22 protein-coding genes, 4 tRNA genes and 1 pseudogene are annotated in these 24,636 nt (G+C 55.5%); 10 read left to right on the top strand and 17 right to left on the bottom strand.

Features of this window, described 5'->3' with window-relative positions:
• Window positions 1-144 precede the first annotated feature (144 nt).
• Both AC1Z3F_RS14960 and AC1Z3F_RS14955 read right to left on the bottom strand, forming a co-directional pair.
• On the bottom strand, window positions 145-1,542 hold the full coding sequence (locus tag AC1Z3F_RS14960; RefSeq protein ID WP_483566168.1) for a M23 family metallopeptidase: 1,398 nt from the start codon (window positions 1,540-1,542) through the stop codon (window positions 145-147).
• 106 nt (window positions 1,543-1,648) lie between these two features.
• A complete protein-coding gene (locus AC1Z3F_RS14955; RefSeq protein WP_131090642.1) occupies window positions 1,649-2,305 on the bottom strand; it encodes a TrmH family RNA methyltransferase in 657 nt (218 codons plus the stop codon).
• 138 nt (window positions 2,306-2,443) lie between these two features.
• Between AC1Z3F_RS14955 and AC1Z3F_RS14950 the strand changes: the two genes are divergently transcribed.
• Window positions 2,444-3,286, top strand: a complete 843-nt coding sequence (locus AC1Z3F_RS14950) for an HAD-IIA family hydrolase (protein ID WP_131090643.1) — start codon at window positions 2,444-2,446, stop codon at window positions 3,284-3,286.
• Window positions 3,287-3,436: 150 nt separating this feature from the next.
• On the opposite strand, the pseudogene AC1Z3F_RS14945 reads toward AC1Z3F_RS14950, so the two are convergent.
• The 5 genes and pseudogenes from AC1Z3F_RS14945 to AC1Z3F_RS14925 form a co-directional block, all read right to left on the bottom strand.
• Window positions 3,437-5,113 (bottom strand): annotated as a pseudogene (locus AC1Z3F_RS14945) (FAD-binding dehydrogenase).
• 137 nt (window positions 5,114-5,250) lie between these two features.
• Window positions 5,251-7,581, bottom strand: a complete 2,331-nt coding sequence (locus AC1Z3F_RS14940; protein WP_262198695.1) for a glycoside hydrolase family 3 N-terminal domain-containing protein — start codon at window positions 7,579-7,581, stop codon at window positions 5,251-5,253.
• Window positions 7,582-7,631: 50 nt separating this feature from the next.
• Window positions 7,632-8,519, bottom strand: coding sequence for a carbohydrate ABC transporter permease (locus tag AC1Z3F_RS14935; RefSeq protein ID WP_131090645.1), 888 nt, complete (start codon window positions 8,517-8,519; stop codon window positions 7,632-7,634).
• The gene (locus AC1Z3F_RS14930) at window positions 8,516-9,493 is read right to left on the bottom strand and encodes a carbohydrate ABC transporter permease (RefSeq protein WP_483566167.1); all 978 of its coding nucleotides are present in this window, start codon (window positions 9,491-9,493) and stop codon (window positions 8,516-8,518) included. The genes AC1Z3F_RS14935 and AC1Z3F_RS14930 overlap by 4 nt, the downstream gene beginning before the upstream one ends.
• A 68-nt stretch (window positions 9,494-9,561) precedes the next feature.
• Window positions 9,562-10,860: an ABC transporter substrate-binding protein gene (locus AC1Z3F_RS14925; protein ID WP_131090647.1), complete on the bottom strand. Its 1,299-nt coding sequence runs from the start codon at window positions 10,858-10,860 to the stop codon at window positions 9,562-9,564.
• 93 nt (window positions 10,861-10,953) lie between these two features.
• Here AC1Z3F_RS14925 and AC1Z3F_RS14920 point away from each other — a divergent pair, with 93 nt between their 5' ends.
• On the top strand, window positions 10,954-12,156 hold the full coding sequence (locus tag AC1Z3F_RS14920) for a LacI family DNA-binding transcriptional regulator (protein ID WP_483566166.1): 1,203 nt from the start codon (window positions 10,954-10,956) through the stop codon (window positions 12,154-12,156).
• A gap of 79 nt (window positions 12,157-12,235) precedes the next feature.
• On the opposite strand, the gene pyrE is transcribed toward AC1Z3F_RS14920, so the two are convergent.
• Window positions 12,236-12,793: an orotate phosphoribosyltransferase gene (gene pyrE / locus AC1Z3F_RS14915; protein ID WP_207306536.1), complete on the bottom strand. Its 558-nt coding sequence runs from the start codon at window positions 12,791-12,793 to the stop codon at window positions 12,236-12,238.
• Window positions 12,794-12,832: 39 nt separating this feature from the next.
• Here pyrE and AC1Z3F_RS14910 point away from each other — a divergent pair, with 39 nt between their 5' ends.
• Both AC1Z3F_RS14910 and nadE read left to right on the top strand, forming a co-directional pair.
• Window positions 12,833-13,276 carry a MarR family winged helix-turn-helix transcriptional regulator gene (locus AC1Z3F_RS14910; RefSeq protein ID WP_131090649.1) on the top strand — a complete coding sequence of 148 codons (444 nt, stop codon included), beginning with the start codon at window positions 12,833-12,835 and terminating at the stop codon, window positions 13,274-13,276.
• 96 nt (window positions 13,277-13,372) lie between these two features.
• Complete coding sequence (gene nadE / locus AC1Z3F_RS14905) at window positions 13,373-14,197, top strand: ammonia-dependent NAD(+) synthetase (RefSeq protein WP_483566165.1); 825 nt, start codon at window positions 13,373-13,375, stop codon at window positions 14,195-14,197.
• A 3-nt stretch (window positions 14,198-14,200) separates the two neighbouring features.
• On the opposite strand, the gene AC1Z3F_RS14900 is transcribed toward nadE, so the two are convergent.
• The 3 genes from AC1Z3F_RS14900 to AC1Z3F_RS14890 are packed head-to-tail and all read right to left on the bottom strand — an operon-like array spanning window position 14,201 to window position 15,131.
• Window positions 14,201-14,500 carry a winged helix-turn-helix domain-containing protein gene (locus AC1Z3F_RS14900; RefSeq protein WP_262198703.1) on the bottom strand — a complete coding sequence of 100 codons (300 nt, stop codon included), beginning with the start codon at window positions 14,498-14,500 and terminating at the stop codon, window positions 14,201-14,203.
• Entirely contained in the window at window positions 14,497-14,937 is a 441-nt protein-coding gene (locus tag AC1Z3F_RS14895) for a hypothetical protein (protein WP_262198705.1), read from the bottom strand. The genes AC1Z3F_RS14900 and AC1Z3F_RS14895 overlap by 4 nt, the downstream gene beginning before the upstream one ends.
• Window positions 14,934-15,131 carry a hypothetical protein gene (locus AC1Z3F_RS14890; RefSeq protein ID WP_483566164.1) on the bottom strand — a complete coding sequence of 66 codons (198 nt, stop codon included), beginning with the start codon at window positions 15,129-15,131 and terminating at the stop codon, window positions 14,934-14,936. Before AC1Z3F_RS14890 ends, AC1Z3F_RS14895 begins: the two co-directional genes overlap by 4 nt.
• Window positions 15,132-15,324: 193 nt before the next feature.
• Between AC1Z3F_RS14890 and AC1Z3F_RS14885 the strand changes: the two genes are divergently transcribed.
• Window positions 15,325-15,828 carry a MarR family winged helix-turn-helix transcriptional regulator gene (locus AC1Z3F_RS14885; RefSeq protein WP_131090654.1) on the top strand — a complete coding sequence of 168 codons (504 nt, stop codon included), beginning with the start codon at window positions 15,325-15,327 and terminating at the stop codon, window positions 15,826-15,828.
• Between the two features lie 24 nt (window positions 15,829-15,852).
• On the opposite strand, the gene AC1Z3F_RS14880 is transcribed toward AC1Z3F_RS14885, so the two are convergent.
• On the bottom strand, window positions 15,853-16,881 hold the full coding sequence (locus AC1Z3F_RS14880; RefSeq protein ID WP_131090655.1) for a 3-hydroxyisobutyryl-CoA hydrolase: 1,029 nt from the start codon (window positions 16,879-16,881) through the stop codon (window positions 15,853-15,855).
• A gap of 105 nt (window positions 16,882-16,986) precedes the next feature.
• On the opposite strand from AC1Z3F_RS14880, the gene AC1Z3F_RS14875 reads away from it, so the two are divergent.
• Both AC1Z3F_RS14875 and AC1Z3F_RS14870 read left to right on the top strand, forming a co-directional pair.
• Entirely contained in the window at window positions 16,987-17,787 is an 801-nt protein-coding gene (locus AC1Z3F_RS14875; protein WP_131090656.1) for an exodeoxyribonuclease III, read from the top strand.
• Between the two features lie 2 nt (window positions 17,788-17,789).
• Window positions 17,790-18,644 carry a DUF8083 family protein gene (locus AC1Z3F_RS14870; RefSeq protein WP_483566163.1) on the top strand — a complete coding sequence of 285 codons (855 nt, stop codon included), beginning with the start codon at window positions 17,790-17,792 and terminating at the stop codon, window positions 18,642-18,644.
• 56 nt (window positions 18,645-18,700) lie between these two features.
• On the opposite strand, the gene AC1Z3F_RS14865 is transcribed toward AC1Z3F_RS14870, so the two are convergent.
• The 4 genes from AC1Z3F_RS14865 to AC1Z3F_RS14850 form a co-directional block, all read right to left on the bottom strand.
• Window positions 18,701-18,774 (bottom strand) — tRNA-Asp (locus AC1Z3F_RS14865).
• A gap of 60 nt (window positions 18,775-18,834) precedes the next feature.
• A tRNA-Phe gene (locus AC1Z3F_RS14860) sits at window positions 18,835-18,907 on the bottom strand.
• Between the two features lie 49 nt (window positions 18,908-18,956).
• Window positions 18,957-19,030: transfer RNA gene (locus tag AC1Z3F_RS14855), tRNA-Asp, on the bottom strand.
• A gap of 55 nt (window positions 19,031-19,085) precedes the next feature.
• Window positions 19,086-19,158 (bottom strand) — tRNA-Glu (locus tag AC1Z3F_RS14850).
• A 134-nt stretch (window positions 19,159-19,292) separates the two neighbouring features.
• Here AC1Z3F_RS14850 and AC1Z3F_RS14845 point away from each other — a divergent pair.
• Together AC1Z3F_RS14845 and AC1Z3F_RS14840 are read left to right on the top strand one after the other, a co-directional pair.
• Complete coding sequence (locus AC1Z3F_RS14845) at window positions 19,293-19,664, top strand: metallopeptidase family protein (RefSeq protein WP_131090658.1); 372 nt, start codon at window positions 19,293-19,295, stop codon at window positions 19,662-19,664.
• A 526-nt stretch (window positions 19,665-20,190) separates the two neighbouring features.
• A complete protein-coding gene (locus AC1Z3F_RS14840; protein ID WP_483566162.1) occupies window positions 20,191-21,897 on the top strand; it encodes a C40 family peptidase in 1,707 nt (568 codons plus the stop codon).
• A 75-nt stretch (window positions 21,898-21,972) separates the two neighbouring features.
• Here the strand turns inward: AC1Z3F_RS14840 and AC1Z3F_RS14835 are convergent, their stop codons facing one another.
• Window positions 21,973-22,947 carry a universal stress protein gene (locus AC1Z3F_RS14835; RefSeq protein WP_131090660.1) on the bottom strand — a complete coding sequence of 325 codons (975 nt, stop codon included), beginning with the start codon at window positions 22,945-22,947 and terminating at the stop codon, window positions 21,973-21,975.
• 170 nt (window positions 22,948-23,117) lie between these two features.
• Here AC1Z3F_RS14835 and AC1Z3F_RS14830 point away from each other — a divergent pair, with 170 nt between their 5' ends.
• Complete coding sequence (locus AC1Z3F_RS14830) at window positions 23,118-24,566, top strand: NCS2 family permease (protein WP_131090661.1); 1,449 nt, start codon at window positions 23,118-23,120, stop codon at window positions 24,564-24,566.
• The last annotated feature ends 70 nt before the right edge of the window (window positions 24,567-24,636 follow it).

Genomic DNA, 24,636 nt, shown 5'->3' with positions numbered 1-24,636 from the left:
TAGCGAGGTTTCGCGTCTCCATTGACGGCGGTTCGCCATCCATCCTATCGCCTAGGTCACTATCTCAACCTAAAATCTCATATCGTGACACGGTAAAGAACCTGTATTTGCAATGCAGAGCGCCACCACCTCACGGATGGTTGCTTATTGGGTTATCGATGCTGAGCTGCTGGCGCTACCTGTTGTACTCGGGGTAGCACTGCCGCTCGAGCCTTCTGAGCCTGTTGGCGAGCTAGCGCCACTCTTCTTTTCCTGCGTGCTGCTCACCGTTGGCGAGGGCGTAGTCGGCTCTTTATCCGGTGTACTTTGTACCGGCGGTGCCGAATTCGAGGTGGTGGGTTCAGGCGCCTTAGTTGTAGGCATTGGCGAAGGAATTTTTGTTGGCGACGTACTAGGCGTTGGCTTCGCACTAGGTGAAGGCGCCTTGGTGGTGCTTTCGGGCGGCGCAGTTGAGGTACTTGGACTCTTTGTTGGGGTAGGAGTCTTAGTCTCGCTGTGGGTCGGTGTCGGCTTGACCGTCTTAGTTGGCACCGGACGCGGCTTGGGAGCTGGGCTAGGAATGTATGGAGTGTCGTTCTCCGGAACAATAATGTCCGGATCCGGCTGATTGGTAGAAGGTGCGGAGCTTCGTGGAGCACCACTCTTTGGAGCAGAGTTTGCGCCGACGGTCAGACGCTGGGAATTGATCATTGCCTGACGCTGGCCAGGGATCAAAGGCAGGTAGTTGCGTGGATCGTGCCACCGACCATCAATGATGACTTCAAAATGCACGTGGCATCCGGTGGAATTACCGGTGGTACCGGCCAAGGCGATCAACTCGCCCTGTTGTACGTGCTGCCCCACCTTAGCGATGAGCTTCGAGTTGTGGCTATAGCCGGTTTGGATATTTGATCCGTGATCGATGCTCACACGCATGCCAGAGTGGCCTGCCCATCCCGAAACGCTCACCGTTCCATCTTCAGAGGCGTAGACAGGAGAGCCACAAGATACTGGGTAGTCCTGACCAATGTGGATCTGGTTTCCGGCACCGGTAGGGTTCGAACGCCAACCATAAGGGCTAGAAATTCGGCGTGAAGTCACCGGGTGCATCAACTGCAGGTCTCCCGGGAGCTTGCCAATCTCGCCTACCGTGCCAGCCAAAAGTGCAGTACTGGCGGTATTTTCTTCTTCGCTTTCGGCACTCTGTTCCGCGTCCACGGTCTCAGCTTCTACCACTTCGGAGGCATCTAAGGCACCGGCCACCATTCCGATGGGACGTCCGTCGATGGCAAGTTGCCTACCCGAGGCCCCAAAAGCATTCAGCGGAGCATCAACACTGACAAACACCGGCCCGTAGGCCAAGGAAGCGTCAGCGACGGCGTCCATGGACACCTGGACGTTCCCCTGACGAGTATCAGCTGGCTGGGCTACCAATGGGATTGCTAATGCGCCGGTCAACCCCAGGGCCGCAATCACCGAGGCTGACCACACAACTGCTGGTCGTTTCTTTCGGTGTAACCCGGGCAGAAGTAAGTCATGATTCACTTGATGACGACGTTTCACAGCCACTCGCTCCCAGATCACATTTCCATAACTGGATTCCAGAGTAAGCTGAAAAAAGTAACTAATCCAGATGCTCGACTAATACTCATGAGTATTAATTTCTCCGTTACCCCACCTGTTGCCCAAAAACGTGTCTGCGGATCCATGCGTGCATGGCAATTCCAGCGGCCGAGGCCGCATTGATAGAACGCGTTGAACCGAACTGTTCAATTGACAAGGTGTCTTTGGCTGCCGCATGAACTTCAGGGCTTAACCCGGGTCCTTCCTGGCCAAACACCAAAACACAATTCTTTGGAATGTCGTAGGTTTCCAAAGGTACGGAGTCAGGGAAGATATCGATCCCCAAAATGGTCAGCCCCTCGGATTCCGCCCAGGTAACAAAATCATCGACCGTTGGGTGATGACGCACGTGTTGGTAACGATCGGTCACCATCGCTCCCCTGCGGTTCCACCGGCGACGACCAATAATGTGGACCTCTTTGGCGAGGAACGCGTTGGCACTTCGCACCACCGTGCCGATATTCATGTCGTGCTGCCAGTTTTCAATGGCGATATGGAAATCGTGGCGACGCTCATCCAAATCCGCGATGATCGAGTCCATGTTCCAGTAGCGATACTTGTCAGCAACATTGCGACGATCACCGTTGGCTAGCAGCTCAAGATCATACTTTTCGTCGGTTGGATGCTCCCCTTCCCAAGGGCCCACTCCAATGACATGCTGCTCGCTGGGGTCGTTTACTGGTTCCTGCGTTTCTTGATTCACGTTATTAAGCGTAGTTCTTTCTAATCGTGCCCTTGTTCACGGCGCAATTCTCCAAGGCTGTGTAGTCTTTTTAGTAGCAGGGGATTCTTTCAACGCAGATAGCTCCCACCACAATTTCATCAGGGAGGACTTCACCTCGTGACGACTACCAACCGCGCTGCCCGCACTGTCCACGACATCAAGTGCTGGCTTACTGACATGGACGGCGTTCTTGTCCATGAAAATCAGGCTGTTAAGGGTGCCGCAGAGCTGATGAGCTACTGGCGCGAAAACAACCTGCGTTTCCTAGTCTTGACCAACAACTCCATTTACACCCCACGTGACTTGCGTGCCCGGTTGCTGGCTTCCGGCTTGGACGTCCCTGAAGAAAACATCTGGACCTCCGCGATGGCTACCGCTGAATTCTTAGCTCGCCAGCGTCCGGGTGGACGCACCTTTGTTATCGGCGAAGCCGGGCTAACCACCGCGTTGCACGATGCCGGATTCATCATGACTGACCAGAATCCTGACTATGTGGTTTTGGGCGAAACTCGCACCTACTCCTTCGAAGCGATCACCAAGGCGATCCGACTGATTGAAGGCGGCGCCAAGTTCATCGCAACCAACCCTGACGCTACCGGCCCATCGGCAGAAGGTCTGCTGCCAGCCACCGGTGCCATTGCTGCGCTGATTTCTCGTGCAACCAACCGCGAACCATATGTAGTTGGCAAGCCCAACCCGATGATGTTCCGCTCTGCTTTGAACCGCATTGATGCACACTCGGAAACCACTGCAATGATTGGTGACCGCATGGACACCGACATTGTTGCTGGCATGGAAGCTGGTCTACTTACCGCTTTGGTCTTCACCGGCATCACCGCCCGTGAAGATATGGATACTTTCCCATTCCGTCCGGACCTTCAGTACCCATCCGTGGCGAACCTTCACGCAGAACTGGCCAAGGACGCGGTAGTTCCTGAAGCCAAGGAAGCTAAGAAGTAACCAAATCCAGAACCATAAAGGAGCGGCCGGAATGTTCCGGCCGCTTTTTTCATCGGTGTTGTAACCGGGATCAGCCTCACTCCGTTGACCATGGGCCGCCGCGATTTCGCATCATGCTCAGCTAGCTACGGTCATGGTTTATCCCCCCGCTTAGAGCACTTGAGCCAACGAGCGACCAACTGTTCTGCCGGTGAAAATACAGCCACCAAGGAAAGTACCTTCCAAAGCGTTGTAGCCGTGGGCCCCTCCGCCGCCAAAACCGGCGGCTTCACCAGCGGCAAGGAGTCCGGGAATCGGTGTTCCGTCTAAACCGAGCGCACGACCCGCAAGGTCAGTCTGGATTCCGCCGAGAGTCTTGCGCGTAACGACCCATAGTCTGACCGCTATCAGCGGACCATGTTTCTTATCCAGGATCTTATGCGGTTTTGCCGTGCGGAAGAGCTTATCGCCCAGGTACCTGCGGCTGTTCTGAATACCGATGGTCTGCGCATCCTTGGAGCACGGATTGTCCACCTCGTTATCCCGAGCCTTCAGGATGCTGGCAATCTCATCAAGATCAAGCAGATGGTCTCCGCTCAGCTTGTTCATGGAGTCAACCAGCTGCTCAAGGGTATCGGCCACTACGAAGTCCTCACCATATTTTTTGAAGTCCTCCACCGGACCGGTAGCCGAACGGCCAAGCCTGCTTTTTATGAGCAACTTCACGTCTCGGTTGGTGATGTCGGGGTTCTGTTCTGATCCGGAGAGTGCAAATTCCTTTTTGATAATTGACTGGTCAAGGATGAACCAGGAGTAGTCGTAGTCACGGATATCTTCTGTTGTGCGCAGGATCTTTAGCGTGCCAAGAGTGTCATAACCTGGCAGCCCTGGAGCGGGAAGTCGGCGCCCACGGGCATCAAGCCAAATCGATGATGGCCCAGGGAGGATCCGGATGGCATGGGAAGGCCAGATTGGGTTCCAGTTCTGTAGCCCTTCGGTGTAATGCCACATGCGGTCGCGGTTTACTAGCCGAACTCCGTGCTCATTGGCAATATCAAGCATGCGCCCATCAACATATTCGGGTACCCCGGTAATCATCTTTTTAGGCGGAGTTCCCAGAGACTGTGGCCACCATTTTCTGACTTGTTCGTGGTTGCCACCAATCCCGCCACTAGCAATAACTACTGCCTGTGCGGTGAATTCGAAAGTGCCGATTGCTTGACGGTTCGAAGGTGCTCCGCGCTTGGCCGTCTCTGGAGCCAAGACTGTTCCGTGCACGCCGGTGACCTTATCTGCGGTGAAGACTAGCCCATCAACCTGATGTCGGAAGGCAAACTGCACAAGACCTGATTCGACCGCTTCACGTGCCTTATTGGCAAAAGGTTCTGAGATTCCGGTGCCAGTGCCCCATGGGATGTGGAACCGGGGTACAGAGTTGCCGTGACCATTGGCAGCGAAGCTGCCACGTTCTGCCCAACCGACCAAGGGAGTGAACTTCACCCCCTGCTCTTGGAGCCACTGGCGTTTGTCGCTGGCAGCAAACTCAACATAGGCGCGCCCCCACTTCTGCGCCCATTGATCTTCGGGATGTTCACCGTCCAAGCGATCCCACCCGGCTGACCCTTGCCAGTCTTGTCAAGCGAGGTCAAAAGAATCATGTACCCCGAAGCGGCGCTGCATCGGGGTATCAACCATGAAGATTCCGCCAAAAGACCAGAAGGCCTGACCGCCCAGGTTCGCGGCGTTCTCCTGCTCAACGATCAGTACTTTCTTGCCGGCCTTGACTATTTCGTTGCTCGCAACCAGACCGGCAAGACCAGCACCAACAATAATGACGTCCGCGTCCATCAAATCCACCCCAATTATTCTGAGGCCGATTGATCACCTCAGGCTTTGGATTCGAACTGTACTCACTAGAAAATGAATTGAATACTGCTGGTGGCTACTCTCAGGCACATCGCTACGGCCTCAAGGCCTGCCTGGAGCTAGTCGATTCTCACCGGAGTATCCATGACTCGACCTTCTTTGAGCTCACGGACGTGGCCAACAATCCGGAATTGTCCCTGAAGGCGCAGGTCCTCACTGCTTGAGCCAACCGTCGCGATGAAGTTGCCCGGTTCCACAATTCTGCGCCCATCTAATCCAATAAATGATGTTCTATCCGCATGCACGTCGAAGGTGACCCGCGTCGAAGCACCAGCTTCCAACTGAACTTTGGCAAAACCAGCTAACCAACGTCGCGGACGCACCACCTGTGAGACCTCATCCGACAAATACAGTTGGACTACTTCCGCGCCTGCAAATCCACCAGTGTTTGTGATCGTCGCACTGATCTCCAGGTTTCCTTCGGTTGAGATTTCTGTGTGGGATAGCTGCAGCTCGGATATCTCAAATTCTGTATAAGAAATGCCGTAGCCGAATGGATAGAGCGGACGGGGATCAAGATTCGAAACTCCGTCAGAGTGCCAACCCAGCTTGGGCGTCAGGTAGGTTCCTGGCTGTCCGCCCACATGGTCAGGAATCTGCACCGGCAATTTGCCTGATGGATTCACTTGGCCGGTCAGTACCGCAGCGAGTGCGGGGCCACCTTCGACACCCGGCATGAAGCACTGAACGATGCCTGCCGCACGATGGGCGAACTGTCCGAGCGAGTAGGGGCGGCCGGTGACCAAGACCAGCACGGTAGGTGTTCCGGTTTCTAAGACCGCTTCAACAAGTTCGGCCTGTCGCCCAGGCAACTTCAGGTCCACCACGTCACAGCCTTCACCCGAAGTTCCACGCCCAAAGAGTCCGGCTAGATCTCCAACTGTCACCACGGCAACTTCCGCGTTACGGGCGGCCTGAACGGCCTGTTCAATTCCACTGTCATCGAGGTCGGTGAAGTCCACGCCACGAACATACTCAATGTTGCTTCCGGCGAGCGCTGGGGAGTCCTCAAGCGCTTGGAGAATGGATACCATTTCGACGCCATAGTCCTCGTGTTCAGCGAAGCGCGAGTACACGTGGTTGGTAAAGGAATAACAACCGAGGTGGGTGCGTGGCTGTGTGGCGCTGGGGCCGATGACCGCCATGCGTGCCGGACTTTTGAGTGGAAGGATCTGCTCATTACGCAAAAGAATAATGGATTCTTCGGCCATGGCCCGGGCATGCTTTCGATTCTCGATCGAGTCCAGTTCCGTATCATCACCTAGCCATGCACCCCGCGGGTCATAGTCAGGATCCAGCAACCCGGCTTCAATCTTTTGTGTCAGCACCCGGCTCACCGCGGTATTTAGCACGTCTTCATGTAGTCGCCCAGCACGTACCGCCTCAGCCAGATTGGCGAAGGAGATGGTTTCAGGTAGCTCCACGTCCATGCCGGCCGAAAGCGCTAGCAGCCCAGCAGCATCTTCGCTCTCGGCAATTTCGTGCATGCTGTGTAAGAAGCTCACGGCCCAGTAATCGGCCACCACGGTGCCGGTGAAGCCCCAGCGTTCACGCAGGACTTCGGTGAGTAGCCGGCGGCTCGCGGCCGGTGCTTCACCATCAATATCCGCGTACGAGTTCATTACTGACGCCACTTGTGCTTCACGCACTGCGCGTTCAAAAGGTGGGAAGACCACATCTTCCAAAGCACGCGGACCAATTGATACCGGCGCGTGGTTACGTCCAGCTTGGGAGGCAGCGTAACCGGCGAAATGCTTCAAGGTGGCGTTGACTCCAGAGCCCTGAAGTCCTTTCACGTAGGCGACCGCTAATTCTCCGACTAGGTGTGGGTCTTCACCGATGGTCTCTTCAACGCGTCCCCAGCGGTAGTCACGCACTACATCCAAGACTGGAGAAAGACCTTGATGTACACCCATCTTTTTCATATCTGCACCGATGCGTGCGGCCATCGATTTGATGAGTTCCGGGTTAAAACTCGCTCCCCACGCAATAGATGCCGGATAGCAGGTAGCCCCCAAGGTGGTGAATCCGGTAAGACATTCCTCGTGGGCGATGGCCGGGATGCCGAATCGGTTGGCAGCAATAACTTGTTCTTGGAGTTCAGCCAACCGGTCTCGCCCCTGGCCCGGATCTACGGGGACAGTGCCAAAGGCACGGGTGATGTGCCCCAGCCCGTTCTGGATCGCAGTATCAAAGCTCGGGCCGCCGCTGAAGGTATCAGCCATGGGTGCCACGTTGGCTTCACTATCGTGGTTTTCTTCCTCTGGACGGATCCAGTAGGAACCAAGTTGCCCCGCTTTTTCTTCGAGGGTCATCTGCTCCATAAGAGCAGCTACGCGCTGTTCGGTTGGCAATGCGGTATTACGCCAAGTCTGCTCGGCAGTTTTCATGAAAGTCCTATTCTTCAAAAAGTGGGCAGGCGTGTTTTCGCCTGGACGCATTAGCCTTTGACTGCTCCCTGTAGCCCGTTGACGATGCGCTTTTGCATGGCAAGGAAAAAGATCAGTGCTGGAATCATTGCCAGTGCGGTAAAGGCGAAAACGCCGGCAGTGTCCGCCGAGTGCTCCGATGAGTAATCTGCGACGCCCAAGGGAAGGGTCCGCATATCTCCTTGTAATAGGAGCAGTGGAAGTAGGTAGGCGTTCCACGAGCCAACAAAGGCCAAGACACCCACGGTGACCATGCCCGGTCCCGATAGAGGCAGCAGGATGCGCCAGAAGAATCCGATTCGGCTGGCGCCATCGAGCTGGGCGGCTTCTTCCAATTCTTGTGGCAGCGCCATCAGGAACGGGCGCAGAATGACCACCGTCATCGGCAAGGCGAATGCCGCCTGTGGCAGGGCAACACCCCACCAGGTATTACCCATATGCAGGTCCCTGGTAATCATGATGAACAGTGGAACGATGGCCACAGTGGCCGGGAAAAGCAGACCCAAAACGAAGACCATAAAGATCGGTTCGCGCAGTCGGAACTGATACCTCGCCAGCGGGTAGGCCGCCATCACTCCAAAGATCACCACGATCAGGGTTGTGATGACCGCGATCATTGATGAGTTCAGTGCGTAGTTCCAGAAGTCCGGGTTTTTTAGCACGCCTAGGTAGTTATCCAACACCCATGGGGCCGGCAGCCCCGCAGGGTTTTGCGCTAACTGAGCGTTGGTGCGAAAGCCACCAAGCACCCCATAGAGCACCGGGCCGAGTGTTAGAGCGACTACGGCGAGCGCAAGGGCATAAACCAGAACGTTTCCGCCTTGGTTTTTGGAACGTTTTTTAGCGCGCTTCGCTTGGGTTGGGGTGTGCTGTGGTCCGGTGGCCAGGATGGTGCTCATGCTTTGACCTTCTTCGGCTTGGTTCGTTCGTCATCTGGCTGCGAGTCTCGCTTAAGAACAAACTGCTGGTAGGAAACTGCGAGGATCAACGCAACGACAAACAGGATCACCGAGGCAGCAGCTGCCACACCGAAGTTCTGCCGTTTTGTTCCCTCAGAGACTAGGAAGCTGGCCATCGTGGTCGTTGAGTTGGCCGGTCCCCCGCCGGTGAGAATCCAAACCATGTCAAAGAGCTGCAGTGAACCAATCATGGACAAGAATCCCCAAGTGCGCAGGGTCGGCCCCAACAATGGAATGGTGATTTTGCGTTGGATCTGCCACCAGGACGCTCCATCGATTTGTGCTGCTTCGTAAAGCTCCGAGGGAACCCCTTGGAGTCCTGCCAAGAACAAGATCACCGCCAGCCCGAGGTACTTCCAGGTCAGTACGGCCAGTACCGTCCACAGCGCCAGCTCGGGAGTGCCGAGCCAGCCTTGGGCAGGACCTTGGATGCCCAGCTTGGAGATGATGGTGTCCACGACCCCGTACTGGGGTTGCAAGAGTTGGAACCAGATCACCCCGGCGATGACTTCGGAGAGCACATAAGGAACAAAGATGATGGTGCGCAGCAATGATTGGATTTTCATCTTGCGGTTGAGCAAGAGAGCAATCCCTAAACCAATGGGCAATTGCAGAGCGATAGATCCACCAATGATGATCAGGTTATGAATCATCGCATCGGTGAAAACCTCGTTTTGCAGTACGCGGGCGTAGTTTTTCAGCCCTACAAAGTCCACCAGTGGGCCGAAGCCCTTCCAGTTGTACACCGAGAAGCGCACAGCTTGGATGATGGGCAACAGCATAAATACTGCGATGAGAATCAATGCCGGACTGATGAAAAACAAGATTTCTAGATTCTTGCGTTTATCTGCTGGTTTGCGCCGACGCTCTTTGGCCTTGACCGACTTGATTCTGGTCGGTTGTGTAACGCTCACCGGATTTGGGTCAGCGTCATCGGTACGCGAACTTGATACAAAACTTACTTCTTGAGCCACGGTAGGGATCACTTCTCTAGATCAGCGGCATCTTGGCTGGCATCAACGATCTTCTGAGCATCGGACTTGCCAGCAAAGAGCAAGGCGATTTGATCATTCATGGCTCCACCGACTGAAGCACCAAAAGCGGTGTCGAAGTACAGCTGGAAGTAGGGCGCCTTGTCTCGAACGTCCATCATGGATACCAAGGCTGGGTCTGCAACGGAGTCTTTGGCCTTGGGGTTAGTAGGCAACCCCATGTCCAGCTCGGCAAAGCCTTTCTGAACTTTCTCGGAGACCATGTACTTGGCAAACTCGACTGCTTCGTCTGGAGCGTCTTGAGCTACCGCCCAGGCATCGCCGCCACCTAACTGTGCTTTCGGATCACCCTGGCCACCTTCAATTGCGGGGAAGGAGAACCAGCCGGTGTTTTTGCCTAGACCTTTACCGTCTTCGGTGAGCCCCTGCATTACGCCCGGTTCCCAATGACCGGCCAGTTCCATGGCAACTTTGCCGGTGGCTAGGAGGCCCGAGGCTGAGGTTGGACCGGACTGGGCTGGGGTGGAGAGGAATCCTGGGTTGAACGGCTCGGTCTTGATCAGCTGATCTACGTCTTCTCCAGCTTTCACAAAACACTGGTCGCTGAAATCCATATTGGTGACCGAGTCAGCCAAGGTTTGCTGGGCACATTCACGCACCGCAGCGTAGTACCAGTAGTGAGCTGCCGGCCATTTGTCACCCGCTCCTACGGAGATTGGGGTGATGCCAGCTTTTTTGAGCTTGTCACTGGCGTCAAGAAGGTCCTGCCAGGTTTCGGGCGCCTTGTCGACGCCGGCTTTTTTGAACAATGCTTTGTTGTACCAGAACCCTGCAGCGCCCAATGAGTACGGCAGGGCGTAGGTCTTGCCATCGATCTGCCAGCCGCCGGCGGTGTCTCCGAGGAATTTTAGTTCTTCGCTGGCTTGCTCGCTGAGGTCTTTGGTCAGCCCGGCTTCCACGTGCGCGGCCAGTTCCCCGCCACCGCGTTCCATGTACACATCTGGGGTGTCACCGCTTTGGAAAGCGGCGTCGAGTTTGGTGAGCATGTCTTCGTGCTGCATGGCGTTAACCTCGATGTCCACGCCTTGATGTGTAGCCTCAAAATCTTTGGCGACCTTTTCGTAGTAGGCCTTGCCTTCTCCGTTGTTCGAGTTGTGCCACCAAGTGATGGTGGTGGTTCCGTTTGTCGAGGCTTCAGGAGTATCAGAGCCTGAGGCGCAGCCGGAGAAAAGTAGCGAGCCAGTGGCTGCCAGCGCCAACATTTTCGCAGTTCGGGACTTGGACAACATACGTGTGCTCCTGTGCATTGATGATGTGATGACCCGTCGACTTCCACGCGGCAGGCACTTGGCTCCACCAAGAATTGCACTGTGACGCACGTCATGTCAATCGTTTTCGATAACGTTTTCGAAATCCTTAGCGAAAACGTTATCGAAAATTTGCTAATCACCGGTCACAAGTCCACAAACACCACTGTTTTCGCGGATTTATGCGCTACTGTTAGTCGGGTGATGACCCCTGAGACCCAACACCACGTGAATGCCACCGCTGGGCAGTTTCCAACGTCTGCCGAAAAGCCAGCGGAAGGCCGAGTGACCATCAATGATGTGGCACGCGTTGCCGAAGTTTCGGTGTCCACCGTTTCCAAAGTTGTTAACGGTCGTTACGGCGTTGCACCAAGAACCATCACTCGCGTGCATCAGGTCATCAATGAACTCGGTTACGAAACTTCACTGGTCGCATCCTCGATGCGCAACTCTCAAACGAACATTATCGGCATCCTGGTTGCCGAATTTGAGCCCTTCGCCCTGGAGCTTCTCAACGGAATATCCGCCACCCTGCGCGGCACCAAATATGACCTCATGGCCTACGCTGGCAACCTGAGCCCAGAAGGGCATATCGGCTGGGAACGTCGTTCACTCTCACGCTTGGGTGGAACGCTCATTGACGGGGCCATCATTGTCACCCCAACCGTAGAAATCCCGCACAGCTCAGTGCCTGTTGTCGCCATCGACCCGCAGGCCGGCACCGATATGCCCAACACCGTAGACGTGGACAATTCTGGTGGCGCATATACGGCCACCAAGCACCTCATTGATCTGGGCCATCAACGCATTGGGCATATCCGTGGGCGCGATGATTTGAATTCCGCACACCTACGCGAAGAAGGCTACCGGCGAGCGCTGGATGAAGCCGGCATCAAATTTGATGAGCAGTTGATCCACGCTGGCGATTACCAATGGGACACCGCGACGCAAGCGGCCGAACAACTCCTCGCCCTACCGGTGCCACCCACCGCAATTTTTGCGGCCAACGATATCTCCGCCTTGGCGGCCCTAGAGGTCGCCTCCGCACGTGGACTCGCCGTTCCGCAGGAACTATCCATTATCGGCTTTGACGATATTCCCGCCGCTGCCCAATCCGCCCCCGCGCTCAGTACCGTGCGCCAGCCGCTGCATGAAATGGGTAGTCATGCGGTGAGCATGCTCTTGGCTTTGCTTCAGGGTGAAGAGGTCACCGAGCCGCACCAGCTACCTGCCGTGTTGGTTCCGCGCGATACCACCGCTGCCCCACCGCAGAGCTAAAACAGTTCAGAAAACAGCCAACCCGCTATTCCGAATGATTCGGAATAGCGGGTTGTGAGACCAAAAAAGCAACTACTGGTTACAGGCCCAGCTCCTTTTTGCCGTAGGCAAACAGGTACGGCACGCCAGCTTCAGATTCAATACGTTCCTTGGCACCGGTGTCACGATCTACGATCACGGCTACGGCAATCACGTTGCCGCCAGCTTTGCGCACACCTTCAACTGCGGTCAGCGCCGAGCCACCGGTGGTGGAGGTATCTTCAAGCACGATGACGTCGCGTCCCTCAACGCTTGGGCCCTCAACCTGACGACCCATGCCGTAGGACTTCTGCGCCTTGCGGACCACAAACGCATCAATGGCGCGGTCCTTGGCGCGAGCGGTATGCATGATGGCGGTGCCCACTGGGTCAGCGCCCATGGTCAAACCACCAACATTGGTGAATTCCAGCTTGGCTTCATCAAGCAGGTCAAGCATGACCTCGCCGATCAAACCCGAAGCTTCCTGGTGCAGACTTACACGACGCAGGTCGATGTAGTAATCGGCCTCCTTGCCCGAAGACAAGATGACCTTGCCACGCACAATGGCTAGTTCTTGGATCAGTTCTTTTAGTCGCGCACGGGCGCCGGTTTCGCTCATACCCTCGATTCTAGTCGGCATCATCGCTAGGCTGATTTTATGAACGCACAACGCCCCTTGGGTTACTGGTTAAAATTGGTGGATTCGCTGATTGACGAGCAGTTTGCAGCGACTCTAGAAGAACACGGTGTGACACGCCGGCAGTGGCAGGTCCTGAACTTGCTAGAACATCAACCTGCCAGCGAAGCGCAGCTAAACACCGACCTCTCCCCCTTCTTCGCGTCCGAAGATGAACCGCAGTCGCTCAGTGAGCACTTGGCCGAGCTGGTGGAATCCGGGTGGGTCACCGTACATAACGGTGAGTATTCGATCACTGGACGTGGCCACACCTCACTGCTGAAGCTCAGCGAGCTAGTGGAGAAGATCCGCACGCAGTTCGGTCAGGATCTAGACGGCTCAGAATATGACGCTGTTATCCAGACTCTGGAAAAGATTGCGCGCAGCCTGGGCTGGGAGCCGGAGCAAGAGCCACAAACTCCCTAACCACTGATCAACGCCTATGTTGAGAACAGATTAAATTTCGCGGCAAACGCCATCGTAGTTGCCCTGCGCCCACCCCCACTGCCTAGGATTAAAGACATGCGTGAATTGCAATCACAGATCATTGAAGAGTTGGGCGTACGCCCTGAAATTGACGCCACGCAGGAGATCCGGCGTCGGGTCGATTTCCTCAAGGAGTACCTCGCCGCAACCGGCGCCAAGGGGTTCGTGCTGGGGATTTCTGGCGGTATTGATTCAACCTTGGCCGGTCGCCTAGCCCAGTTGGCAGTGCAGGAAGTCCGCGAGGCCGGCGGCGAAGCTCGCTTTGTCTCGGTGCGCCTGCCTCATGGAGTACAGCAAGACGCCGCTGATGCTGCCGCGGCCATGGATTTCGTCGCTGCAGATGAACAGTACGAAGTAAACATCGCAAAGCCCGTCGCCGCACTGGATGAAGCTATTGCCGATGCCGGTTTGGATAAGATCAGCGACTTCAACCGTGGTAACGCTAAGGCGCGTACCCGCATGATCGTGCAGTACGCGCTGGCTGGTGACCGCGGCCTGTTGGTACTGGGCACTGACCATGCTGCCGAATCCGTCACCGGATTTTTCACCAAGTTTGGCGACGGCGGAGCAGACCTCTTGCCATTGGCTGGCTTAAACAAGCGTCAAAACCAGTCCCTATTACGTGAGCTCCAGGCTCCTGAGTTGCTTTGGTCGAAGAAGCCTACCGCTGACCTTCTTGATGGGCAGCCGCAGCGCACCGACGAAGATGAACTTGGGCTGACCTACGATCAGATTGATGACTATCTTGAAGGTCGCGAGATTAGTGAGGCTGCTGCCCAAGCCATCGAGAAGCGTTTTGTGAATTCCCGTCACAAGCGTGCAGTCCCAGCCACCTATTGGGACAAGTGGTGGCGGGCCTAAGGCTCACGCCAATCCGGTGATTTCCTTCAACGCCTGAACATGTTGCGCAAAGGCCTCTTGCCCGCTCGAAGTTAGCTTCGCCCAGGTACGGGGCCTTTTGCCTACGTAACCCTTTTTGATACGCACGTATCCAGCTGCCTCCAACGCGCTCAAGTGCCTAGAAAGCATCGAGTCGGAAATTCCCACCGTTTCCTTCAGGGTTTTAAAGTCAGCCTCATCTACAGCTCGCAAAGATCCCATGAGCGAGAGTCTGACCGGATTTGAGAAGTCCTCATTGAGTCGTTCGCGAGCGTGGCCACTCATTTGCGCACCATCACTATTCCAGTGATACACAGCGGCGCAGCTACGATAAGCCCCGTCAACGCGGTAACACCCCAACCCATTTCACCCGCGTTAAGCATGGCAACCGCAACCATGTACAGGGCCATACTCCCGAAGAATCCGCGAAGATATAGTTTGGAAAATCCCCGCGGTAGTGAACGGTATAGCTTTGCGTAGGCCAACGATATTGCTACAACAGCTATGCCAAAAAGTGCGGTAAGAATAATGAATCCGGTGAAGTTTTTCTCGGGGCGGTAGACCTGCAATAGGGCCGCTAGTGACCCGATGAGCAAACCCAAGATCACGCAGTAAACGCCCATGAGTTTGGCGCCGTAGCCGGAGGCGCGCTCCATGCGCTGTTGCACCACATTCAGGGCGGCCAGTTGCTCATCGGCATTCATCTGCTCTTCGGAACTCATTTGCCGGCCGCCTTGCGAGCTTTGTTCTGACGCTGTGCGTAAATAGAGGACATCGTCACGGTGACCGCGGTAAAGAAAACAATCCCCACGCAGAGCAGGTAGGAATGACCGGTAACGTAGGCGGTCATCGCCAAGGCGAGGAAGATCAAGCCTCCCGCGCTAATGATGGCGACGTACCAAGAATTGAAGGTCATCTTCATTGCCCTACTCCTTTGCCTGCGAACCTAACGAATACCTTCAGACTAACAAGTACTTTCCATATTGGAAAGTACTTGTTGAAACATTCTTTGAGCTACCGTGGCCATCAGGTCGAGCGGGCGCTCTTTTCATTCCCTAGGAAGTCCAAGTATATTGTTGGACTAAGTCTTCTAATTTAGGGGTATCTCAATGGCTTCACCTTTGTCCCGCGATCCGATCGCCCAAGCGCGAGAACAATGGATCTCACACGGGTGGAAAGCTGAGGCCGAACCGATGGCAGCAATCACCGCAGTGATGCGTACTGCCTCAATTTATTTACAACGAGCCGACTCCATCCTGAAGCCTCATGGCCTGACCTTTGCCCGCTTTGAGGTGCTTGCACTGCTGGGATTCTCCAAGCGCGGTTCCCTGCCTATGAGCCAGGCCAGCGAGTTACTACAGGTTCACGCCACCAGCCTGACCAACTCGGTAGACCGGTTGGAATCCACCGGTTTGGTTCGGCGCATGGCGCACCCTACCGATGGGCGCACGCGTTTATTAGAACTGACCAAACAAGGTCAGCAGGTATTAAACGCGGCCCGCGATGATCTTAACGAACTGCTCTTTGCCCAGAGCAATCTCTGTGCTTCGGACGCTACCGAATTATTTGAGATCCTCTCCCGCTTCCGCAAAGCCTCCGGAGACTTCGTCTAAAGTCTCAAACCATCAGCGCGAAATTTAGTGCTCCAGCAATGCAAAATTCAGCTCCGCCCCGGGAAGGGGACCGAGCTGTTTTGCGGTGCGTTGTTCGTGGCTTAGGCCCGGCAGGTATTCAACCCAGTGTGGCGTCCGGTCCTTGTCGATAACCGCGGCCCGGATACCCTCAGCAAAATCAGGATCATCTAACCGGTGAACCACTGCACGGAATTCACGCTGGAGATCCACCCGAAGATCTCCTCCGGCTTGTTGTATCAGCTCATCGGTCAGTCGCACCGAACTTGGGCAGGCAGCTTGCAGCGCCTTCGCCATCTGTTGCGCCTTCGGAGCCGATTCTTTGTGAAGTTCAAGCAACACTGTTCGCAGATTCTGATGGGTGAAAGCCTGCACCCATTCTTCGTGCATAAACCCCTCGGCTGGCTCTTCAGCGAAATGCCCCAATAATGCATCCACCGGCTCACTGGCCAGCTTCTCTAGCAGTTCTGCTAGCCGCGCCTGCGGAACATAAACATCGGCCAGGCCGAGCAGCATGGCATCGGCTGCACCAAATTTGGTTCCGGTCAGGGCCGCAAGGCGGCCTGCTGCTTGAGGCGCCTTAGCTAGAAGGTGCGTTCCACCAACGTCTGGGAACAGACCGATACCCACTTCAGGCATGCCACAAAGACTTGTCTCCGTGACAATTCGGTGACTGCCATGGGCGGAGATTCCGATGCCACCGCCAAGTACGATTCCGTCCATGATGGCGATATATGGCTTGGGGTATTCACTGATCAAGGCGTTGAGTTGGTACTCAATACGCCAAAAATTCTCCGAAGAACCGGTGCGTTCCTTGATGTCTCGGTAAATAGCCACGATGTCGCCACCGGCGCACAGTCCCCGCTCCCCTGCACCTTGCACCGCCACCTGAACAATTTCAGGGTCATCTCGCCACTGCAACAAAGCTTCAAGAGCTAACTGGCACATTTCGGCATTAAGCGCATTCAGCGCTTTGGGCCGGTTCAGCGTGATCAAACCCAAATGCCCACGTCGTTCAGTCAAAATTTCAGGCAACGTTGCCTCCTTGGAATGAATGGCGCCACAGTTTGACTAAGAATATACTCGGGCTTCCGAGTAAATTGAAGTGGCACACTTCCGCAAACTTGATAGGTTGAACTAGTGAAGATTGCAACTTGGAATGTGAACTCGCTACGAGCCCGCGCTGACCGCGTGGAGGATTGGCTGCAGCGCTCAGATGTAGATGTCCTGGCTATTCAGGAAACAAAATGCAAAGACGATAATTTTCCGTGGGAATTGTTTGAGAACAATGACTACGAGGTAGCCCACTTTGGCGTGAACCAGTGGAACGGTGTAGCCATCGCCTCCCGTGTGGGACTCGAAAATGTACAACGAACGTTCCCGGGCCAGCCAGAATTTGGCAAGGGTGGCAAGAACCCGATTCAAGAACCGCGCGCCATTGCCGCGACGTGTGGCGGAGTCCAGGTGTGGAGCCTCTATGTTCCCAACGGTCGCGCCCTAGACGATGAGCACATGGCCTACAAACTTCATTGGCTTGATGAGCTGAAGCAGCGTTCTGGCCAGTGGCTCAGCGAAAACCCCGAAGCGCAGATCGCTTTGATGGGTGACTGGAATATCGCACCGAAAGATGAAGATGTCTGGGATATCGACTTCTTCTTAGAGAACAAGCTCACCCATGTTTCCGCACCCGAACGCGCAGCTTTCAGCGCCTTTGAGGAGCTTGGATTCAAGGATGTAGTTCGCGACTACACTGAGGGACAATTCACCTACTGGGATTACACCCAGCTGCGCTTCCCAAAGGGTGAAGGTATGCGCATTGACTTCTCGCTAACTTCCCCGGCCCTCACCGCGCGAGTGACTTCTGCGAGCATTGACCGTGAAGAACGCAAGGGTAAGGGCGCCAGTGACCACGCGCCTGTCATCGTGGAGTTGTCGGACTAACTATGAACCCAAAATTGACTGGGCCCACCAGCGAACTTACTTCGGCCACAGCACTTCTTCGTGTCTACGAACCACTAGATACCTTTGAAGATTGGGCCCAGTCGATGATCTTGTGTGCGCCGGCACGCACCGCTGATCAATGGGATGAGTTTGAGAACGCACGTCTATGGCAGCGCACCTTGCGTAGCGTCTCAGACCCGTTCCCACACAACGAGCCCGAATTCTTCCGCAGCGTGAAGACCTTGGACTATCAGGGCACCGAACATACCCGTTACTGCCCCGGGCAACTGCAAGCCCGCAGCTTCCTGGCGACAGAACAAGCCGAAGAAGCCATTCGCCCCGAGGTATTCGATCTATTGGTTCCGCCGGTTTCTCGTGAAGCCAACTCACAGCGGATCGATCCAGATCGTTTGGCTGCAGATCTAACACACCTACATACCCGTACCTCTTCGTGGGGAATTCCGCTGAGCTGGTTTGCGCTGTTCCGTGAAGACGACGAATGCGAAACGGTGCACGAGGGTGAACGCCTGAAGACCGTGCGCATGTATATCGGTTTTGAACAGGCCGTAGAGCGCCTAGCCTGGGCCGTGCAGACTTTAGTTACCCATGCGCCGCAGTCCCAGCTTTTTGAAGAGCTAGGAGACCTCGGCAGTTGGCTCGAGTCCTTTGATAGCCGCTCGGTAATTGAGCTGGACTATGGGCTACTGGCTGAGATTGTTTGGCCCGATGATTCCGCCAGTGATCTCTTGGATGGCCTTCAAGCAATGGAAGATGGTGACATGACAGGCGCAGCTGCGGCATACCGCCGTTTGAGCAACCGATGGTTGGGTCCGCGTCACCTTGGTCGAGCGAACTGACGTGCTGTAGATACAGCAAAAGCTCCGGTAATCAATCCGGAGCTTCTGTTCATATGCGACCCTGACGGGACTTGAACCCGCGACCTCCGCCGTGACAGGGCGGCGCGCTAACCAACTGCGCTACAGGGCCTAGTGTTTTGAATTTATTTCAATACACACAGTAAAACCCTCGGTAAACCGAGGGCCTGCGTGGCTCCGACCGGCGTCGATCCGGTGACCTTTCGATTTTCAGTCGAACGCTCTACCAACTGAGCTACAGAGCCTGGTACCACTAAGTGGACACCAAATTTACTAATAGATTAGTAAATTGAGCGACCCTGACGGGACTTGAACCCGCGACCTCCGCCGTGACAGGGCGGCGCGCTAACCAACTGCGCTACAGGGCCTTGCTTTCGCAAGCCAATGGATTTCTCCATCTAACAATCATAAAATGATTGCTTGTACCCCCAACGGGATTCGAACCCGTGCCGCCGCCGTGAAAGGGCGGTGTCCTAGGCCGCTAGACGATGGGGGCCTAAGTTCGCTTCGGTTTCTTGCTTCTCCGTAGCGGACTCCAATAACTATACGTGGGGTTTTTTGATTTCGCAAAATCGGCTCCTGATCCAAATTTTCGATGCTCAACTCAGCGTCCTCGCCTAGGCTGAAAACATGCTTTTGAACATCAGCGACGACGAGTTTGAGCAGCTAGTTGAACAGGCCATCGACTCCATTCCGGACTCCGCCATAGACATGATGCAAAACGTCATTTTCTTCATCGAAGACGAGTACACGCCACGTCCAGGCGAGCCAGAAAACCTTGAAATCTTGGGGCTTTATGAGGGTACAGCCCTCACCGAGAGAGATTCAGGATGGGACGCCGGAGCGCTGCCTGACCACATTACAATCTTCAAAAATCCGACCCTTCGGGCCTGCGAAACTTATCAAGACGTGGTGCGTGAAATTCGAATCACGCTCATGCACGAAGTGGCCCATCACTTTGGAATCGATGATGAAAAATTGCATGCTTTGGGGTGGTCCTGAGGCAAAAAACGCAAAAACTTGTTTTGAGATCTGCCTCACAAAGTTCAACGAAGCTGGTGGCCAGAGACCGAATAAAAGAGAGGCGGACCACACGCCTGGCTCGCGCGGATATTTGGGAACACGCCTGCGTCCATCTTGCCGCTTTCCACTACGTGCCAAACGCTCCCTATTAACGCACCCACTTTTTACTGTCGTTAGGAATCACCCCCGGGACGTGCTGCCCGCGTTACCAACGCTTCACCTTTAGTTCAGTGCACCAAGCCTCGGGACATAAATTCAGAAAATTTTTCCAAGGTTTCTTTCAGAAAGTTCACCACGCGCAATTACACGTTCCCGCAGATCACGCGCTAAAACCGCAGATGAATTACACGTTTGGGATTCATGTGACTGATGTGAACAGTGTTGCCAAGGGTGTCACGATTAGCCTAATGTGCTAATTGGAGTCTTATCCAAATCGTGATCTTTCTACCTCAGAGAGTCACGTTTTCAAGATTCCACGTCATCCAAGTACTTAGTGAGGAACGATATGGCTACTCGCCACACGCTCAGTGTTGCCGCAAGCACGCTGGCCCTAGCAGCATCCTGCCTTGCAGGTGCTCTACCTGCTTCCGCATCAACCGCTGCTACGTTCCCTGCATCTGTGTCCATTGCAGCTGCACCAAGCACTTCCGCGTTGCCTACTGACGCAGAGATCAAAGAAGCCAAGAAGAATAAAGACTCGACGAACGCGATGATCGCTCGCATCGAGGAATCCCTGGCTTCCAGCCGCGCTGAAATGCAGCGAGTAGAAAACGAAGCTGCTCAGGCGCAAGAGTCACTGCTATCGGCCGGCGAAGAGCGCGATCTGCGCACCGCTGATGCCAAGAAGGCAGTCCAGCAGCTGGATTACGCAAAAACCTACCTTGCACAGAGCCGCAAGGATCTAGGCGCTATCGCCTCTGATATTTACCGCAACGGTGCAGGCAACTCGACACTAGGCCTGTTGCTGGATGACAACCAGGATGGTGACCTGTTCCGAAAGGCCGCCACCATTGACGCACTGAGCGAACAGCAGGTGAAGTCGGTCAACACCGCTTCCGAAGCTGAAGCACTGGTTTCGGCATGGCAGGAATACGCTGACGCAGCACAAAGCGCCGCTGAAGATGCCGCCGCAAATTACGACTCCGCCGCAGCTACCGCCAACAGCACTCTTTCCACCTATGAGAACGCTGTTGATCCGGAAAAGAAGCTTCGCGATGAACTAATCAGCAACCTTGCTACTTTGCAGCAGAAGGAAAAGGCTGAAGTTCGCAAGGCAGTTGAGAAAAAAGAGAACGAAGAGCAGCAAGCAGCCCTCGAAGAGGTTATCGCTACTGCAGACACTGCCGAAGCTCCAAAAGAAGCACCTGAAGCTATCAAGCCACTTGCTGTAGCTGCGCCACAGGAACTTGAGCCAACTGAAGACTCCAAAGAAGAAGCCACGGTTAAGCCAAAGGCCGTAGCAGAACCAACGGAACTTGAGACTACCGAGGACTCTGAAGAAGAGGACACGGTCAGGCCAAAGGCTGTAGAGCTCGATACGGTAACTCCTACCCTCGCTCCAGAACCTCCTAAGTCGGCTGATCCTGAGCCAACCAAGACTGCAGAGCCAAAGCCGACTAAGACTACAGAACCTAAGCCGACCAAAACGGCCGAACCAAAGCCAACCAAGACCGCTGAACCTAAGCCGACCAAAACGGCCGAACCAAAGCCAACCAAGACCGCTGAACCTAAGCCGACCAAAACGGCCGAACCTAAGCCAGCTCCAAAGCCACAGCCAACCAAGACTGCTGAGCCAGAGCCAACCAAGACCGCTGAGCCAGAGCCAGAGTCTTCAGGTAAGAGCTACTCGGCTGCTTTCGCTTGGGCGCTAAAGACCGCTGACGATCCAAGCAAGTACTACGTCTACGGTGCCAACGGTCCAAACGCATTTGATTGCTCGAGCTTCTCGCAGCGTGCTTTCGGCCAGTCGGGCATCAACCTGCCACGCACCTCGACCCAGCAGTTCTTCAGCGCACCACAGCACGTGTCGCTGAGCAACCTGCGCCCAGGTGACCTGGTGTTCTCGTCCTCCAACGGTGGCGCATCGTTCTACCACGTTGCGATCTACATCGGTAACGGCAACGTAGTACACGCCCGTAACCCAAGTGTTGGTATTTCGGTAACGCCATTGAGCTGGGTCAACAACCTGTACTCACAGGCAGCTCGCTACTAAGCAGCAGCCAACATAGACTAACGGCCACACACCCTTGGGGTGTGTGGCCGTTAGTCTATGTTCATTTAGTTATTTCTACTGTTCCTGGGCGCGAGTATCGAACTTATGACGATCAGCCAAGCGAGGATCCTCCGAGTCAGGGACCACCATCACCGGCCCCTTGGAGTGGTGCAGCACGCCCTGAGACGTGGAGCCCAACAGCATGCCGGTAAATCCGCCACGACCTCGTGAACCGGTCACCGTGAGTACCGCGTGCTCAGACTCGCGAATCAGCACCTCCACCGGTGGCCCAGAAACCACGTCGGTTTCAATCTGCAAATCTGGGTAGTGGGAATTAAGCCATCGGGTTCCAACGCCCATCTGATAGCGGACATCTTCTAGCACTGCCTCCTGGTCGATGGTCGCTGGCATCCATGCCAGCGCTGCACCCACCGGCGGCACCGCACAAATCAGTCGGATCGGCAGGCCGATGGCCATCGCAGCATCAGCGGCAGCTAGCACGGCCGAACGAGCTCGGTCCGAACCATCAATACCAACCACCACCGCCTTGCGCTCATTTGTGCTCGCGGCTCCGGCTTCTTGCTCCTTGGACATGCACAAAGGCACCACGACGGTAGGGCACTTGGAGTGTGCCGGAAGCGCCGAAGACACCGAGCCGAGCAAGCGACCAACAAAGCCACCACGGCCTCGGGTGCCAACAACAACCAGCTCCGCATCCGCGCTAAGATCCAGCAATACACCGGCCGGATCCCCGGATTCGATATAGGTGCGGATCTGCGCCTGGCTGCCTTCAAGATCGGCCCGCGCCTGCCGGACGATTTCCTCGGCTCCGCCGCGAATCAAATCATCGTCCAGGGTCGAGTAACCAGCATCCATGGAGGACGCGGCGAAGACCGGGATGGTGTAGGCGGAAACGATATTCAGCACGCTTCCGCGGCGCACCGCCTCGCGTTCGGCCCACCGCAAAGCGCACTTGCTTTGCTGCGAACCATCAACACCGACAACAATTCCTTCGATCTTTTCTGCTGCGACTGGCGCTTCATCACTCATCTGAATCGCTCCTTCATAACCTCAGATCAACATGGGTGTGATTTCCCTTACCTCCAATGTACTTGCTTTGGCAGTTACTAGGTGTGAGTTGGGTCTAAAGTTTTCTGATTGTGCCTAGTTAGTTAGAAGTTAGATATCGATACGCAACAAAAACAACATAGAATTTTTCCATGTCCTCCTCCACCAAAACTGCTTCCGGCACGTCTGCGGCCGCGCGGATCGACCGGTACTTCAAGATTTCGGAACGGCGCTCCACGTTCTCCACCGAGGTTCGCGGCGGCATCGCCACCTTCTTCGCGATGAGCTACATCGTCGTCCTCAACCCGCTGGTGCTTTCCGGCGCCGACTCCTCGGGCGGCGAGTTGGGCATCCAGCGCGTTGCCGCGGTGACCGCTTTTGTGGCCGGCATCCTGACCATCCTCATGGGCATCTGGGCCCGCCACCCCTTCGCCATGGCCACCGGCCTTGGCGTCAACGCCTTTGTGGCCATCACCGTGGCCACCAACCCGGAACTGACCTGGGCCGACGTCATGGGCCTGGTGCTCATCGCCGGTGTGGTCATGTTCATCCTGGTGCTCACCGGGTTCAGAACCGCGGTCTTCAACGCGGTTCCGGCCGGGCTGAAAACGGCCATCGTCGTGGGCATCGGCATGTTCATCGCGCTGATCGGCCTGGTCAACGCGGGCTTCGTGCAGCGCATCCCGGACGCCGCGAACACCACCGTCCCGGTGGGACTGGGCTTTGATGGTGAACTGATGGGCTGGCCAATCCTGGTCTTCATCATCGGCTTGCTGCTGACCATGGCTTTAGTTGTCCGCAAGGTTAAGGGCGCGATCCTGATCGGTATCGTCGTCTCCGCGGTAATCGCCAACATCCTTGAATCCATCTTCCACATTGGCACGTTTAAGACCGGCACCTGGTCGCTGGTTGTTCCGTCCTTGCCAAACTGGACTTTGCCTGACCTGTCGCTGATCGGGCACGTCAACATCTTCGGCGCCTTCAGCAAGCTGGGCTTCACCGCCGCCTCGCTGCTGGCCTTCGTGATCCTGCTATCGATCTTCTTCGACGCCATGGGAACCATGGTTGGTCTGGCTTCTGAAGCTGGCACCATGGATGAAAACGGTAAGATCCCAGACGTGGATAAGGTCCTGATGGTTGATGCAGCCGGCGCTATCGTCGGTGGCGGTACCTCGAGTTCCTCGGCGCAAATCTTTGTGGAATCCGGCGCCGGCATCGGCGAAGGTGCACGCACCGGTCTGGCGTCTGTGGTGACCGGTCTGTTGATGATCGTGGCCATGTTCCTGAGCCCGCTGATCTACTTGGTGCCTTTCGAAGCTGTGGCGCCTGCACTGGTAGTTGTTGGTTTCATGATGATCACTCAGGTCTCAAAGATCGACTGGAACGACTGGGGCATTGCGCTGCCAGCATTCCTGACCTTCACCCTGATGCCTTTCACCTACTCGATCGCTAACGGCATCGGTGCAGGCTTCATCTCCTACGTCTTCATCCGCGCCACCCAGGGCCGCGCCAAGGAAATCCACCCATTGATGTGGGTTGTTTCCGCGGCCTTTGTGCTGTTCTTCGGCATTGGCTTGATTGAAATGTGGGTTGGGGTCTAATACTCACCACTTGTCTTCACAGCCCGTCATGACCTAGTCATGGCGGGCTGTTGTGCATCCAGAGCAAAGG

It is taken from the genome of Glutamicibacter sp. MOO4 (assembly GCF_056934395.1).
Note: the sequence above shows the minus strand (reverse complement) of the source record. Positions and strands in the feature narration are given on the sequence as shown.

Excerpts from the sequence above, each read along its gene's own strand:
- AC1Z3F_RS14895 (WP_262198705.1), bottom strand. The coding sequence starts at position 14,937 with ATGAGTTCCGAAGAGCAGATGAATGCCGATGAGCAACTGGCCGCCCTG.
- AC1Z3F_RS14830 (WP_131090661.1), top strand. The coding sequence starts at position 23,118 with ATGTCCTCCTCCACCAAAACTGCTTCCGGCACGTCTGCGGCCGCGCGG.
- AC1Z3F_RS14835 (WP_131090660.1), bottom strand. The coding sequence starts at position 22,947 with ATGAGTGATGAAGCGCCAGTCGCAGCAGAAAAGATCGAAGGAATTGTT.
- AC1Z3F_RS14910 (WP_131090649.1), top strand. The coding sequence starts at position 12,833 with ATGAACGCACAACGCCCCTTGGGTTACTGGTTAAAATTGGTGGATTCG.
- AC1Z3F_RS14940 (WP_262198695.1), bottom strand. The coding sequence starts at position 7,581 with ATGAAAACTGCCGAGCAGACTTGGCGTAATACCGCATTGCCAACCGAA.
- AC1Z3F_RS14870 (WP_483566163.1), top strand. The coding sequence starts at position 17,790 with ATGAACCCAAAATTGACTGGGCCCACCAGCGAACTTACTTCGGCCACA.
- AC1Z3F_RS14890 (WP_483566164.1), bottom strand. The coding sequence starts at position 15,131 with ATGACCTTCAATTCTTGGTACGTCGCCATCATTAGCGCGGGAGGCTTG.
- AC1Z3F_RS14840 (WP_483566162.1), top strand. The coding sequence starts at position 20,191 with ATGGCTACTCGCCACACGCTCAGTGTTGCCGCAAGCACGCTGGCCCTA.
- pyrE (WP_207306536.1), bottom strand. The coding sequence starts at position 12,793 with ATGAGCGAAACCGGCGCCCGTGCGCGACTAAAAGAACTGATCCAAGAA.
- AC1Z3F_RS14900 (WP_262198703.1), bottom strand. The coding sequence starts at position 14,500 with ATGAGTGGCCACGCTCGCGAACGACTCAATGAGGACTTCTCAAATCCG.
- AC1Z3F_RS14935 (WP_131090645.1), bottom strand. The coding sequence starts at position 8,519 with ATGAGCACCATCCTGGCCACCGGACCACAGCACACCCCAACCCAAGCG.
- AC1Z3F_RS14920 (WP_483566166.1), top strand. The coding sequence starts at position 10,954 with ATGTCAATCGTTTTCGATAACGTTTTCGAAATCCTTAGCGAAAACGTT.
- AC1Z3F_RS14885 (WP_131090654.1), top strand. The coding sequence starts at position 15,325 with ATGGCTTCACCTTTGTCCCGCGATCCGATCGCCCAAGCGCGAGAACAA.
- nadE (WP_483566165.1), top strand. The coding sequence starts at position 13,373 with ATGCGTGAATTGCAATCACAGATCATTGAAGAGTTGGGCGTACGCCCT.
- AC1Z3F_RS14845 (WP_131090658.1), top strand. The coding sequence starts at position 19,293 with ATGCTTTTGAACATCAGCGACGACGAGTTTGAGCAGCTAGTTGAACAG.
- AC1Z3F_RS14925 (WP_131090647.1), bottom strand. The coding sequence starts at position 10,860 with ATGTTGTCCAAGTCCCGAACTGCGAAAATGTTGGCGCTGGCAGCCACT.